Raw genomic sequence first — 14456 nt, 5'->3', positions numbered from 1 at the left:
TGTGCTAGATGGTGAGGGGAACCACTTCGCTTTCCGCGGATGTTCGGCCAAGCCACCTCAGCTTCGCTTCCGGGGTTTCGGCACGCCCATACCTCCGCAAGAGTACGTAGTTCCCCTCCCCATCTATAAAGAGAATACCTGACAGTGATTAATAACAATAAACAATCTAAAAAAGTATTTCTACCTACAAGCTAAAATCGACTACTGTACACCTTAATAAGACTGTTTTGAAACGTATATATTAGTCTTTAATAAAAAACTCATACTTAGAAAGTTGATTCTCGCTGCAAACAACCACTACTCGCCATTTCAAAAGCAACAAAGTTTACGAAAACAGCCTTTCTAAAATAGTCTTTTTTTTGAATAATGTTAAATAAGCGTTGACTATGAGAATCATTCTCGATATAATTTTAAACGGAAATGAAAATCATTATCAGTTATAAAACATTTGGGGGTTATTACATATGAAGAAGAGAAACTTGTCTAAAATATTTGCCGCTTTTTTACTAACAGGGTCTGTGTTAGCAGGATGTGGTTCTGATGAGAAGAATAATGAAGAAAAAAACACATCTACTTCAGAAGAAAATGAGAAGGTAGAATCAGAAGAAGGCGAACAAGAGAAGGTTGATTTTGCCGCTTCCTATAACGAAGCTAAAGATGAATTATCCAAAGCAAAAGAAGATAAAGAGGTTGATTACGATAAAGTCATATCAATCTATGAAAACGATTTACAAGAGCTAGTTCAAAAACGTGATCAAGAGTTTGAAGATACAGTAGATGAACATATTTCAACAGCTCTTACTGCTGGTAAAGAAGGTTCTTTAGATAAGGTTGTCGTTGCTCAATTATTTGATAAATTAATGCAAAAAGTATTCTACACAACCATGAAACATGAATTTACTGAAGTAGCGGAAAATTGGGATAATAAAGAAGAAGTGAACGAAGAAATTGAAGAAGCAAAAGAATTCTATGAAATTCTTGAATCTACAGTTGAAAAAAGAGACCAGGCATATGAAACCAATATGGTTGATGTCATCAATGGAGGTTTTCAAGAAATAGAGAAAGCCGTGAAAGAAGATGACGAATTAGGTTTCCAACTTGGAAAACAAGTAGTTGATAAGACATTAATGAAGACATTCTATTTAGCTACTGGGGCAATTCCGAATGGATATGCAACGAAAGCTTCTGAAGAAGCAAAAGAAGATGCAGAGGCAGCGAAAGCAGAACAAGCAGAGGGCTGGGCGTTCTATCAATCACTCTCTAGTTACCTTTCTGGAAACGCAGCTGATGAAGCAGAATTTATTAATAGTCAGTTTGATTTACAAACCGATGTAAAAACATTAGATCCTGAAGCGGTGAACCATGCATTTATTAGAGGCTTCTCAAAGATTGCTCTTCACGAATATGAAGAGAGTGAAGAAAATTGGGGAGAAGATAAATCAGTCATTACTGCATTAGAAGGTGCCTTATTTATTGATTTAATTTCCTCAGATATTAAATCACTCATGGGAGAAGATTCATATCAAACATTATCAGAAAATGCTCAAAGCTACTTAGAAGCTGTAAAGTCTCAAGATAAAGAGAAAGCTGAATCGTTACTTACTGAAATTGAAACAATGTTAAACGATGTAATGGCTAAAGCGAATAAATAGTTTCTTGGGTTGACCCTAAACAATTTTGAAAGATACCTTTTCTTCAAGTTCTATTGAATTTGATTGGATCTAATTGGTGTTCTTCAAAAGGAATAGGGTCAACCCTTTTTCACTTTCTATCTAATGTAAGGTACAATATTATAAGGATTAACGTCGTAATGGCTCGAGGTGTAATGAATTGAAGGTTATTGTAACAGGTGGAGCTGGATTCATTGGATCCCATTTATCCAGAAAGCTTCTACAGGAAAAGCATGAAGTCTTAATAATAGATAATTTTCATCCATATTATTTACCTGAAAGAAAAAAACAACAGCTCTCCTTTGTAGAAGAAATGGGAGAGTTTACGTTTATACAAGAAAATTTACTTTCAGAAGAAGCAGGTTTAAGGGAAGTCTTTCAACAATTTAAAGCAGACTGTGTTATTCATTTAGCGGCAATACCCGGTGTTTCTCATTCAATAACTGCGCCTAATGAATACGTCGATTATGATATTAAAGGGACAATTAATACCTTAAGACTTGCAGGGGAAAGTGGTGTTAAGAAATTCATTTTCGCATCATCTTCTTCTGTCTATGGGAATATTGGAAAGAACGCCTCAAAGGAAGATAGCGTAACGGGTGCAGTGGTGTCTCCTTATGCAGCTGCAAAATATAGTGCAGAAGCTTTTTGTCAGGCATATGCCTCAATCTATGATTTGAATATGACCATTCTTCGTTTCTTCACCGTATATGGACCGTGGGGAAGACCTGATATGGCAATATCATCCTTTATAAAAAAATTAATGCAAAATAAAGAAATCCCTATTTATGGACTTGAAAACAAACGGGATTATACTTACATAGATGATATTGTAGATGGGACGTACAAAGCGATTATCAGCAAAGAGTCGGGGACCTTTAATATTGGAAGCGGTCATCCAATATCAATGAAAAGTCTTATTAATGAACTAGAAAAATATTTTCCACATCTTGATCTTAGCTTAAGTAATCGAAGAGTGGGCGATGTAGTTTCTACTTGGGCAGATATCACAAAGGCAAAAGAAACCCTTGGATATTCTCCATCTGTTTCCTTTGAAGAAGGAATAAAAAGAACCGTTCATTGGATGAAGAAAAATGAAAATGTCCTTCTATAAGTTTGCAAAGAATAGTATTCGAATATTATTACTGTCCATGTTTTTGATCTTACTCTTTTTCTTTTTGGATAAGGAGTTTTTAATGGATAGCGGACGAAGAATGCTTCAAAATCCTATTACGATTTTTATAGTAATAAGTATTTATTTTCTTTCTTTTTTCCTGAAAGGTATAGCATGGAAAATGTATTTAAATGACGGAGTAAGATTAACAAGCTGCCTATATGGTTTATTTTATAGTTTGCTTTTTAATCACCTATTCCCTCTTAAAGTTGGAGACGGTCTAAGAGTGATGATCATGAATAATCGGGAAACTCACATCAGTGTGGAAAAATCGTTTCATTCCGTTTTTGTCTTAAGGATTATGGATACTATGTCGTTGTTGATAATCGTCTTGATAGGATTACCATTTTTCACTATTCCTTTTTCAGCTTTAAACGTGTTTTTCATATTTGTCATCACTTTATTTGTAGGAGCTTTCATTCTTAAAAAGATGTTTCCCGCATTTTTCACCCGCCACTGGCAGCTGCTTACAAGCTCTCTGTCTGGTAAAAATGGGTTTGTCATCCTGAGTTTGATTTTCTTTAGCTGGATATTAGAAGGAGCCATCCTCTTTGGTGTATCAGGAATACTAGAGCCCGCTTTACATATTGGAGTGTCTATTTGGGTCAATAGTGTGACGATACTGGGGCAATTGTTTCAGTTTGCACCCGGGGGAATAGCTACCTATGAATCTGTCATGAGCTATACATTATTTACACTGGGAATTCCGCTGGAAATTGGACTTTCAATGGCTATATTTAGTCATGGAATTAAATTTATTTTCTCCTATTTAATAGGAGGATTAGTAATCTTATTGTCTCCTGTTTCATTAAAAAATGTAAAACAGTGGATCAAGATGAAAGGAAGGAATTAGATTGAAGAGTGCATCAAAATTTGAAAAAATAGCAGCCAGAGGATGGAATCTCTTAAATGAAGGTAAGCCTTTCACACCCATTTTTGTCGTAGGCACAATGGTTTTGTTTCATTTTCAAGATTTGCTCCAAGGAGATATTTTTCCTTTCCTTATTGGCTTATTGTTTACACTGCCTTTATTTATATTGTATTTCTATTATGACTTCCCATTGTTTTTACGCAATTATTTATGGATACCCATCATCGGTTATCTCCTCATCTTCGATTCTCCTAACTTAGCTCTCTGGGGTCTCGGGATAGGGCTATATTTCTTTTTTACTGTTTTTTTCTGGGGGACGTTTTATTATCATCTGCGTATTCGTACAGATTGGTTAAACTTCACTCGTTTTTGGAAGCTAGTATTAAAGAATAGTGACTCTACAAGTGGGAATGCGCAGGAACAGCTTCCGAAATTCTTACTATTGTTGGCAGTATGGGACGGTATAATGACCATACTATCAGCAGACGAAATGTTTCAAACTATCTCTTACTTTTCCTTCTATGGTGGTGTTTTTGCATTAGCCTTTATCCTTCACTATTTCTTATTTGATTGGAAGCCAAAGCAATATGAATCATTCACAGATGATTTACATGCACCGGAAGAATCAAGAAATGAGAAGGTAATTGTCATTGTAATAGACGGAATGAGGAAAGAACGGTTCTATGAAGCGAATACGCCTTTCTTAGATGGATTGGTTGAAAAAGGAACAGAATATTTAAATATGGAAACGGTCTACCCTGCAAGAACGGTCGTTTGTTTCTCTTCCATGTTTACTGGAACCTATCCTAAAGAGCATGGTATGAAATCAAATATGGTCTGGAAGCTTGGAATTAAGGTAGAAAGTATATTTGATTCCCTGCGAAAAGTAGGGAAAACAGGAAAAATGCTAGGGATTGCTCACTTAGTCGATTCCTTTGGAAAGGATGTTGAGACGGTCACAGCCGTCATGCATAAAGACCAAGCAGATCGAAATATCATGAATAAAGCTAAAAAAATAATGAATGAACAAGACCCCGATCTTTTTATTGTTCAATTGATTGGAACGGATCAAATTGGACATAGTAGAGGTGTCTTATATGATGAGTATCTTGAGAAAATTGAAGAGGCTGATGCTCTCGTTAAAGAATTTGTTGAAGAATTAGAGTCTGAAGGAAAAATGGATAATACCACTTTAATAATCTGCGCAGATCATGGACAGGCTGATGGGATTGGAGGCCACGGCCATCTGGATGAAGGAGAACGATATGTTCCTTTCTTTATGGTAGGACCTGGAATAAAGCAAGGAGAAAAAGTACAAGAAAAAAGAAGTCTTGTATCCATGACCCCAACAATTGCCTATCTGTTAGGGGCTCCATATCCAAGTCATAGTAGAGGACCCGTTTTAAAAGAAGCGCTAAAGGAGAGTTGGAATCAACATGAGTAAACAGAAAGTCATTGTGTTCATGCCTGCACATAATGAAGAAGAATCCATTGGTGAGGTCATTAAGCGTGTACCTCGTTCCTTTCATCCGTTAGTAGAGGTAGAAGTTTTAGTTATCAATGATGGCTCAACGGACTCAACGGTAAACGTGGCTAAAAAGGCAGGTGCGGATCACATCATCTCGTTTGATACGAATCAAGGTCTGGGCGCAGCCGTAAGAGAAGGGTTAAAATCGTCCGTACGTCTAGGGGCCCAAATCGGTGTGATGATTGATGCTGACGGAGAGTATCCACCAGAACAAATTCCAGATCTATTACATCCTATCATGACAGGTAAGGCAGATTATACGATGGGATCTAGATTCTTAGGTACAATCAATGGAATGAAGATTCATAGACGTTTGGGGAATTACTGTTTTACAGCACTTCAATCCATTCTTCTCGGAAGGTGGATTTATGATGGACAGTCTGGTATGAGGGCCTTTTCAAGGCAGGCAATGGAAAATGCAGAAATTATTCATGATTATAACTATGCCCAGGTACTTACGTTAAACTTAGTTCGCAAAGGCTTCAGAGTAAAAGAAATTCCTATTTTGTACTATGTGAGAACGACTGGAAGGTCTTTTATTAAGTTTAAATCGTATATGTCTTCTGTTTTACCAGCTATTTATAAAGAAATGCGAAGACCAGTTGAAAGGGTATATGTAGCAGAACAGGCCCATAACATTCCTTGGAAAAAAGAATCTAACCAACTTACAAAATAATGAGAACTCTTCATATTTACCTGATAATTGCAGAAAATAAGCACATCATCACTTCGATGATGTGCTTATTTCTTATTGACAATACGAATGATAATCATTATCATTGAAAATGGGAGGGAACAATAGATGAAAAAATCATTCATAACTAGCGTATTATTGTTATTACTATTCAATATTGTTTTTTCTTCGAGTGTATCAGCCTATTCATATGGGGATCCCAGCGAAGAAAAAATTGCAGAGGCTTACAAAGATATCCTTATAAAACTTGATGAAAACCCTCCAAATTACAAGGAATCAAAAAAGATTTATGAAACGGTTCAAGAAGAAGTGGACCAGCATATGGGTGAAGAACCATCTAAGGTCATTCTTACCAATCTAGATAATAAAGAAAAAGAAGAAGCGATTAAGAATTTAGAAGAATTACTTGTCCTCAACATTGCAAGAAGACTTGAAGGCATTGAAAAGAATTTTTCTGAATACGATACAAGTAAAAGATTACTCGCAAAGAGTTTTGCTACATATAAAGCATTATCTCCAAAAGTTGAAACAGAGAATCCTGACTTAGACAAAGAGATAAGATCGGAGTTTGATGATGCTCTACAAGCTTTAGGGAATCCTGGATTGTTTGGAGTCGGTACTCAGGAATCAGATCAAGAGGCATTCAGTAAAAACAAAACAACCATTTTAGATTCACTGCAAAAGGAGTTCGGCATAGAAAGCTTAGAAGTTGGTCATTTTGCAGAAAGTGCTACGGAAGAAACGAGTCAAAAACAAGAATGGACAGATATATCCAATCTTAAAAATTGGATTCCATTGGTTATTATTGTGGCAGTACTTGCAGCCGCAATTATTTACGCAATAAGAAAACGAAGATAAACTTCATGTATAACAAAAAATGGATGTAAGGTTTACCTAGTAAGGAGGAACTACTGTGGAAATACAAGCGTTGCTGATTACCTTTCGTGAAGTCCTAGAGGCTCTTTTAATTATCGGTATTATTACCACATATCTGAAAAAAATGGATTTTGGTCAATATACAAAGTTTGTCTGGTTAGGTGCAGGATTAGCCATTCTTGCAAGTGTCGGTGTTGCCATGTTATTTCAAGTTGTATTCACTGGATTTGCAGCCATGGGAAGCGAAATGTATTTGAAAATAAGTATCATGCTTATTTCATCAGTCCTGCTTACACAAATGGTATTCTGGATGGCAAAGCACAGTCGTGATTTGAAAGGGAATATGGAAGGGAAAATGAATCAGTTTATTACCACAGGAAACATCGTTGGAATGGTCATACATTCATTTTTAGTCGTGCTTCGTGAAGGGGTTGAAACCGTATTCTTCTTTGCAGCTATTACAGGTGGAAATATTGGAGCTGCAATGCAAGGATGGGGAGCGATTACAGGATTGGTCATTGGCTGTGTTGTCGCATACTTCTTCTTCAAAGGTACGATGCGCATTCCGTTAAAGAGCTTCTTTAAAGTAACCGGTGCGTTTATTATCCTTATTTCAGCAGGCTTATTGGTTCAAGCCATTTCTATGATGCAGGATTTAAGTATTATCGGTAGTGTCATTCCCCATCTTTATGACCTTACTTGGATCTTACCAGAACATCCGATTGATTACGCACATTATTTACGAGATACAGGAACGGCACCTTTGCTTTCAGGTGATATAGGAATATTCTTTAAAGCACTATTCGGATATTCCTCTATGCCTTCGATTGAAGAAGTTCTTTCGTATTTAGGTTATTTTGTAGCCATTTATCTCCTTACTTCCTCAAAGCCTAGTTCGGCAAAAGCGGAAGAAAAAGTAAACACTGGAGTAAAGGACCTGAGTCCACAAGCTAAATAAATGTAAAAAGTACCAAACTCCATTTGGGAAAGATTGAAGACACTTGACGATAAGTGTACACTCTTTAGAGAATGGATGTTTGGTTCTTTTTTTACTTAGGCTGTTTTCGTGAAAGATTGTTATTTTATAAAATGATATCTGCCAGTAGCTCTGTTTACTAGAGTCTGCTTGATGGTGAGGGGAACTGCTCCGCTTTCCGCGGACGTTCGGCCGAGCCTCCTCAGCTTCGCTTCCGGGGTCTCGGCACGTTCGTATTTCCGCAGGAGTCTACGCAGTTCCCCTCACCATCTATTAAAAATTTACGTGACAGAGATTAATTGAAAAAAACGTCTAATAGAGAACAGAATTTCTAATACACAAACGAACACCGATCACAGTTCTCTATAAATAAGAACCCTTTGTAGATATTTTAAATTTTTAAAAAACTAAAGCTGAGAAAGTTGATTGGAGCGTAAGGTGCTCGACTCCTGCGGGAGTAGTGGGACAGGTGAGACCCCACAGGCGCTTGCGCCGAGGAGGCTCACCGCCCACCCCGCGGAAAGCGAGCATCCTGAAGCGGAAATCAACTACTACTTTTTTATCTAAATTAGCAGCAATCTATACAAAAACAGTTTTTACTTAAAGGCTTGTATAAAGCTTATTATTGAATTCCACACTAAGTAGCTGGAGCTTAAACAATAGCACCTTTGAACAAATCTTACTTAAAAGGAAGAAATGCGAATTCAAATGAGGAAAGAATATGAGGGTGAATGAAGTGAGAGTGAACAAACAATTTTCATTGTGGCAGAACTGGGCGGGAATACTAGGAATAACCTTCGTATTTATCATTCAAATGATTTGGGTTCCGCACTACGCAGCCACATGGGATCAGGTGGATTTTTCTCTGGGAGTTCTTCACTTTGATATGTATCAAATGCAACCTCATTTCCCTGGTTACCCTTATTTTATTTTGGGTGGGAAATTGGTTCATCTAGCGGTTGAGGACCCTGTTAAAGCGCTAATATATTTTAATCTAATTATATATGCAAGTGCATTAGTCCCATTGATATTATTAATGAAAAGAGTAGTAAGAGAATCCTATGCTATTATGGCAACAGCAATGATTTATACAAGTAGTTTTACGGTCCTAATGGTCAATCAGCCTATGTCAGAAGGGGCAGCCATTGGTTTTATGTGGTGGTACATATGGAGTTTACAGATGGCTAAGCGTAAAAACCATCAGGGATTTATGATCCTGCCTCTCTTTATATTTAGTATTCTTCTTGGAACTAGATTGTCGTTTATTATCCTTGGGGTTGGTATTCTTTACGTCATGTTTAGTAAATGGAAGAAGGGGTTACTAAAGAAAATGGATGTAGCTCTTTACCTCTATATTGCTGTACTCTTTCAACTTCTCTGGGTTGTAGCTATCGTGATATCAGAAGGAGGATGGGAAAGCTTTCTTCGTCTTGCTCTTTCATTTACAAATGGGCATTTTCAAGAATGGGGTGGAGCATTCAGTGCCTCTGATTTAAGCTTATTCGAACGAATTATAAAACTTACCTTTATCAATACAATTTGGATTGGTGGGTTGAATCAATCTATTATCCAGTTCATTATCGTAGGGAGTATCCTTATAATAGGGTGGAGAACGAAGATAGATAAAAATGATCTAACAACATTATTATATCTCTTATTCGTTAGTTACTTTTTATGGGCATTGTTTGCTCAAAATGTCATGAAGCCAAGGCATTCTCTTCCCCTTATAGGAATTTTATTATTTCTCGTAGTGATTACATTATTTGCAAAGAAACAATCTATTTATTCTTTCATACTACTTAGTTGTTTATTGTTCAGCCAGGTATTCTTAACGAGCAAGCTTTTATATGTGAATAAATCTGAGGTTCCTGCTTCCTATCAACTGACTCATTATTTAGAAAAGGTTGAAAAACCCTTTATCGTTTATACATGGGAAGAGACGAGAGTAATGGAGTATCTTTCGGCACCTTTTAGCCATAAAAAGGTACAGTCTTATGAAGTATTTTTATTAGATTCTCGATATTATCACAACCGGGACATTTATTTGACAAATAAAGTAGTCGAAGGATTTAGAGCACAAGGTGTATCCATTGATGAACATCTAAAGGTAGAAAAGGATTTTCGGTCAAATGACCTCGTTGATCCAATCTATCATGATATAACATTATACAAATGGGTTAAAAACAGTGAATAAATGGATGGAGGAAGATAAATGAACCAAAATATTTCCAATAAATTATCGCTTCTTCCCGATCAGCCCGGCTGCTATTTAATGAAAGACCGACAAGGTACGATTATCTATGTGGGGAAAGCGAAAGTTTTAAAGAATCGTGTTCGTTCCTATTTTACAGGTTCCCATGATGGGAAAACTCAACGACTGGTAGGAGAGATAGAGGACTTTGAATATATCATGACTTCGTCAGATCTCGAAGCTCTAGTGCTGGAAATGAATTTGATCAAAAAATATGACCCGAAATACAATGTTATGTTAAAGGACGATAAAAGCTATCCTTTTATTAAATTAACAAACGAACGGCATCCAAGGTTGATTACAACTCGTAAGGTTCAAAGAGGGAAAGGAAGGTATTTTGGTCCATATCCCAATGTCGGTGCTGCAAATGAAACGAAAAAATTGTTGGACCGTTTATACCCTTTGAGAAAATGTACCACTTTACCTGATCGAGTATGTTTATATTATCACATGGGGCAATGTCTAGCGCCATGTGTGAAAGAAGTGAGCAAAGATACGTATAGAGAGATGACGGATGAAATTTCTCGATTTTTAAATGGCGGTTATAAAGAAATTAAAAAACAGCTATCCGAGAAAATGAATGAAGCATCTGAGAACCTAGAGTTTGAAAGAGCAAAGGAGTTCCGTGATCAGATCCTTCACATAGAAGCAACCATGGAAAAACAGAAAATGACCATGACGGACTTTACTGATCGAGATGTGTTTGGATATGCAGTAGACAAAGGGTGGATGTGTGTACAGGTCTTTTTTGTCAGACAAGGGAAGCTGATTGAACGGGATGTATCCCTATTTCCCCTATATAACGAGCCAGAAGACGAATTCCTAACATTTTTAGGACAGTTCTATTCAATGTCCAATCATTTTAAGCCTAAAGAAATCTTTTTACCTGAAGAGATTGATGAAGAATTAGCTTCGAATCTCCTTGAAGTAAATATCACGCAGCCAAAGCGAGGAAAGAAAAAAGATTTGGTTCAATTAGCACAAAAGAATGCCAAGCAAGCGTTAAGTGAAAAATTTGCTCTTATTGAACGAGATGAAGAAAGAACCATAAAGGCCATCGAGCAGTTAGGTGAAATTATGGGGATTTATACACCTTTCCGAATTGAAGCATTTGATAACTCCAATATTCAGGGAACCGATCCTGTATCAGCTATGATTGTCTTTTTAGACGGGAAACCTGCCAAAAAGGAATACAGAAAATACAAAATTAAGACTGTTAAAGGACCGGATGATTATGATTCTATGAGAGAGGTTGTAAGGAGAAGATATTCCAGAGTATTAAAAGACGGACTTCCCTTACCAGACCTAATTATTATCGATGGAGGGAAAGGGCAGATCGAAGCTGCTCGAGATATCATTGAAAATGAATTAGGACTTGATATCCCCATTGGAGGGCTGGCAAAAGACGATAAGCATCAAACATCAGAATTACTGTACGGAAATCCGTTGCAAATCGTTCCTCTTGAGAAAAGAAGCCAAGAATTTTATCTTCTTCAACGAATCCAAGACGAAGTTCATCGTTTTGCCATCACATTCCATCGTCAGCTTCGAGGTAAAAGTGCCTTCCAATCGACGTTAGATGACATTGATGGAATTGGACCAAAGCGAAAGAAACAACTCCTTAAGCATTTTGGTTCAATGAAAAAAATGAAAGAAGCTACCTTAGAGGAGTTTATTGAAATTGGTATACCGGAAAGTGTTGCAACTGTCCTATTTGAAAAGCTGCGAGATGGAAAAGAATCTTAAGCTAGAAGTGAGGGGATTTTTCTCCATTTCTCCTGCTTCATGGTACATCTTCAGCTTTAGCAGAAAAGTGCCAGAAAGGTCCACATGACAAGAAGGGGTCAAATTCTAATATAAAAGTCCATTGAATCCGATTTTTGGTTGTGCTATAATTAACGAAAATTTATAACATTATCACTTTTTAAGTGGTGATAGAGGTGCGAACTTCAAGAGTATAGGTAAAGAGGAGTATGAGATCCGTTGAGATGCCTAAAAAGGGGAGATTTGCCGAAGTGGTCTTAGTCTCATGCTAATTCCGCTGGTTCTACGTTTAAGAAATGTAGGATTGTCAAGATGTATTAATCTTGGAGAGCTATCTCACAATGCCAATGAACCTATTTAGTTTGTTCTGCTGTATGTTCATAAAGCAATGAGATATTTATTCTCATTGCTTTTTTTATTACCTGCTAGGCGCTTCGTCTAACATCCGTAATATTGTGATGAATCTCTTCACCATCTAAAAGCATGAGTAAAGTATACAAAAGAGAAGGAGAAAGAGGGAGAAGCTATGAGTATTATTGTTCAGAAATTTGGTGGGACTTCAGTAGGTTCTGTTGAAAAAATTCGAAATGTTGCGTCTAGAATATTAGAAGAAAAACAGCGAGGAAATGATGTGGTGGCTGTTGTTTCTGCTATGGGGAAAACGACAGACACACTTGTTGGATTAGCTAGAGAGATTTCACCACAACCAAGCAAAAGAGAAATGGATATGCTTTTATCTACAGGAGAGCAGGTAACCATTTCTTTGCTCACCATGGCATTGATCCAAGCTGGTCAAGACGCCATTTCTTACACTGGCTGGCAGGCAGGTATTGAAACAGAGTCTGTTCATAGCAATGCTCGGATTACAAATATTCATACGGAAAAAATGACTTCCCAACTACAAATGGGAAAAGTTGTGATTGTTGCAGGATTCCAAGGAATGACGCCATCAGGTGATATTACGACTCTTGGTCGGGGTGGTTCAGATACAACAGCTGTAGCCATTGCAGCTGCGTTAAAAGCTGACCGATGCGATATTTATACAGATGTTGATGGTGTATACACTTCAGATCCCCGATATATTATCAATGCTCGAAAATTGCCATCCATATCTTACGATGAAATGCTGGAATTGGCTAATTTAGGGGCAGGAGTACTTCACCCTCGAGCCGTAGAGTTTGCAAAAAATTATCAAATTCCATTAGAGGTTCGCTCTAGTGTTGAAAAAATTGAAGGAACGTATATTGAGGAGGAAGCAAGCATGGAGCAGAATTTAATTGTTAGAGGCGTGGCATTTGAAGACGAAATTACGAGAGTCACCGTTTTCGGTTTGGGAAATGCCTTAACAGGATTGTCTTCAATCTTTACTACTCTGGCAAAGCATCACTTGAATGTGGATATCATTATTCAAAGTCAAACAGATAAAAATGCAACCAACTTATCGTTCTCTATAAAAGAACAAGATTTACAAGAAACCCTGGCTGTTTTAGAAAAAAATAAAGAACATTTAGGGTATACACATGTAGAACATGAAAGTGCACTGGCAAAAGTATCGATTGTTGGTTCGGGGATGATTTCAAACCCGGGTGTTGCAGCGGAAATGTTTCAGGTGTTAGCAGAAAATGACATTGTCGTCAAAATGGTCAGTACTTCTGAAATTAAGGTTTCAGCGGTTGTCGACGAAAAGAATATGCAAAAAGCAGCAGGAGTATTACATACTGCCTTTAACCTGGATGCATCAAAAGTAGAGGAAATGTCATTGTAAATATAAGTAAAGGGTTGATCGTATCTTTACTAAGTAGTTCAATTTTAGAGTGCAATATTGAAAATAGCAGTCCAAATAGGACTGCTATTTTATTATGTAATCGTAGAATATTCACTCATAAAACCGCAGGCTTATCATAGATGTACAATTTTTCAAGACTATTCTGTTTATGTATTATTCTATAAATAGAACTTGTTCAACGAACGTGGTTAGCGATTTAAGTAGGAAATTGTTTAATTAGTAACGAAAATAATAATTAAACATTTAAAATGTGCAGTTTAACAAAAACTTCTTTATAAAATGAACTTATGTATAATCAAAAGGGGGAATCAGATTATGATTAGTTATGAGAAAAAGGAAGTAGTTGAAAAATGGTTTTATGAATTTTTTACAAAAGGAAATTTAGAAATTATAGATGAAGTAACCACAGAAGATTTTCTTTATCATGGGTCTAGTGGTGATTCTACTCGTCAGAAGATAAAGGACTTCATGGGATGGTATCGGACTTGTTTTAAAGATGATCAATGGGAATTACACGATTTCATTGAACAAGGTAATAAGCTAGTTGTAAGGTATACAGGTTACAGCACCTATAAAGGTGGATGGTTTAATATCCCTTCCACAAACCAAAGGGTTAAGGAAACAGGAATAATGATATATTATTTTAAGGGAAACAAGGTTAAAGAGCTTTGGTGCGAGTTATCAGATGCAAATGTGCTGTATCAATTAGATGCACTTCCAAAGGGTACTCATGAAACTTTCGAAAGTTAACAGTAAAAAGAGTCAATTTCTCGATTATTTTACTTTTATCATTTTTATCTAATACCACTAACGGTTGGCTTTAGTTGAAGAAAAGCTGCTTTTCAAATAGTAGGTTTGTAACAAAT

Annotated in this window: 11 protein-coding genes and 1 riboswitch; all 11 genes read left to right on the top strand. The window is 36.7% G+C overall.

Annotation, left to right across the window (positions count from 1 at the left end; genetic code table 11):
* The first annotated feature begins 464 nt into the window (after positions 1-464).
* The 11 genes from IQI_RS10325 to IQI_RS10275 all read left to right on the top strand — a co-directional run bounded on the left by IQI_RS10325 (position 465) and on the right by IQI_RS10275 (position 14340).
* Positions 465-1652, top strand: coding sequence for a hypothetical protein (locus IQI_RS10325; RefSeq protein WP_064092557.1), 1188 nt, complete (start codon positions 465-467; stop codon positions 1650-1652).
* Between the two features lie 178 nt (positions 1653-1830).
* Positions 1831-2784, top strand: a complete 954-nt coding sequence (locus tag IQI_RS10320) for an NAD-dependent epimerase/dehydratase family protein (protein ID WP_064092556.1) — start codon at positions 1831-1833, stop codon at positions 2782-2784.
* Complete coding sequence (locus tag IQI_RS10315) at positions 2765-3697, top strand: lysylphosphatidylglycerol synthase transmembrane domain-containing protein (protein ID WP_064092555.1); 933 nt, start codon at positions 2765-2767, stop codon at positions 3695-3697. The genes IQI_RS10320 and IQI_RS10315 overlap by 20 nt, the downstream gene beginning before the upstream one ends.
* Position 3698: 1 nt before the next feature.
* Positions 3699-5159, top strand: a complete 1461-nt coding sequence (locus tag IQI_RS10310) for an alkaline phosphatase family protein (protein ID WP_064092554.1) — start codon at positions 3699-3701, stop codon at positions 5157-5159.
* A complete protein-coding gene (locus IQI_RS10305) occupies positions 5152-5919 on the top strand; it encodes a glycosyltransferase family 2 protein (RefSeq protein ID WP_064092553.1) in 768 nt (255 codons plus the stop codon). Before IQI_RS10310 ends, IQI_RS10305 begins: the two co-directional genes overlap by 8 nt.
* Positions 5920-6045: 126 nt before the next feature.
* A complete protein-coding gene (locus tag IQI_RS10300) occupies positions 6046-6795 on the top strand; it encodes a hypothetical protein (protein WP_064092552.1) in 750 nt (249 codons plus the stop codon).
* A gap of 55 nt (positions 6796-6850) precedes the next feature.
* The gene (locus IQI_RS10295; protein WP_064092551.1) at positions 6851-7771 is read left to right on the top strand and encodes an FTR1 family iron permease; all 921 of its coding nucleotides are present in this window, start codon (positions 6851-6853) and stop codon (positions 7769-7771) included.
* A gap of 739 nt (positions 7772-8510) precedes the next feature.
* Positions 8511-9983, top strand: a complete 1473-nt coding sequence (locus IQI_RS10290) for a hypothetical protein (RefSeq protein ID WP_064092550.1) — start codon at positions 8511-8513, stop codon at positions 9981-9983.
* A gap of 18 nt (positions 9984-10001) precedes the next feature.
* Entirely contained in the window at positions 10002-11786 is a 1785-nt protein-coding gene (uvrC, locus tag IQI_RS10285) for an excinuclease ABC subunit UvrC (protein ID WP_064092549.1), read from the top strand.
* 181 nt (positions 11787-11967) lie between these two features.
* Positions 11968-12146: riboswitch (Lysine riboswitch) on the top strand.
* A gap of 184 nt (positions 12147-12330) precedes the next feature.
* Complete coding sequence (locus tag IQI_RS10280; protein WP_064092548.1) at positions 12331-13569, top strand: aspartate kinase; 1239 nt, start codon at positions 12331-12333, stop codon at positions 13567-13569.
* A gap of 336 nt (positions 13570-13905) precedes the next feature.
* Entirely contained in the window at positions 13906-14340 is a 435-nt protein-coding gene (locus IQI_RS10275; protein ID WP_064092547.1) for an ester cyclase, read from the top strand.
* Positions 14341-14456 lie beyond the last annotated feature (116 nt).

The sequence above is a fragment of the Rossellomorea aquimaris TF-12 genome (genome assembly GCF_001648555.1).
GTDB classification, from domain to species: Bacteria; Bacillota; Bacilli; order Bacillales; family Bacillaceae_B; genus Rossellomorea; species Rossellomorea aquimaris.
The sequence above is the reverse complement of the archived record's forward strand: the minus strand, read 5'-3'. Positions and strand labels throughout refer to the sequence as shown.

Bases quoted from the DNA above. Each gene is read 5' to 3' on its own strand.
- IQI_RS10325 (WP_064092557.1), top strand. From the start codon at position 465: ATGAAGAAGAGAAACTTGTCTAAAATATTTGCCGCTTTTTTACTAACA.
- IQI_RS10315 (WP_064092555.1), top strand. From the start codon at position 2,765: ATGAAAATGTCCTTCTATAAGTTTGCAAAGAATAGTATTCGAATATTA.
- IQI_RS10305 (WP_064092553.1), top strand. From the start codon at position 5,152: ATGAGTAAACAGAAAGTCATTGTGTTCATGCCTGCACATAATGAAGAA.
- IQI_RS10300 (WP_064092552.1), top strand. From the start codon at position 6,046: ATGAAAAAATCATTCATAACTAGCGTATTATTGTTATTACTATTCAAT.
- IQI_RS10290 (WP_064092550.1), top strand. From the start codon at position 8,511: ATGAGGGTGAATGAAGTGAGAGTGAACAAACAATTTTCATTGTGGCAG.
- uvrC (WP_064092549.1), top strand. From the start codon at position 10,002: ATGAACCAAAATATTTCCAATAAATTATCGCTTCTTCCCGATCAGCCC.
- IQI_RS10280 (WP_064092548.1), top strand. From the start codon at position 12,331: ATGAGTATTATTGTTCAGAAATTTGGTGGGACTTCAGTAGGTTCTGTT.
- IQI_RS10275 (WP_064092547.1), top strand. From the start codon at position 13,906: ATGATTAGTTATGAGAAAAAGGAAGTAGTTGAAAAATGGTTTTATGAA.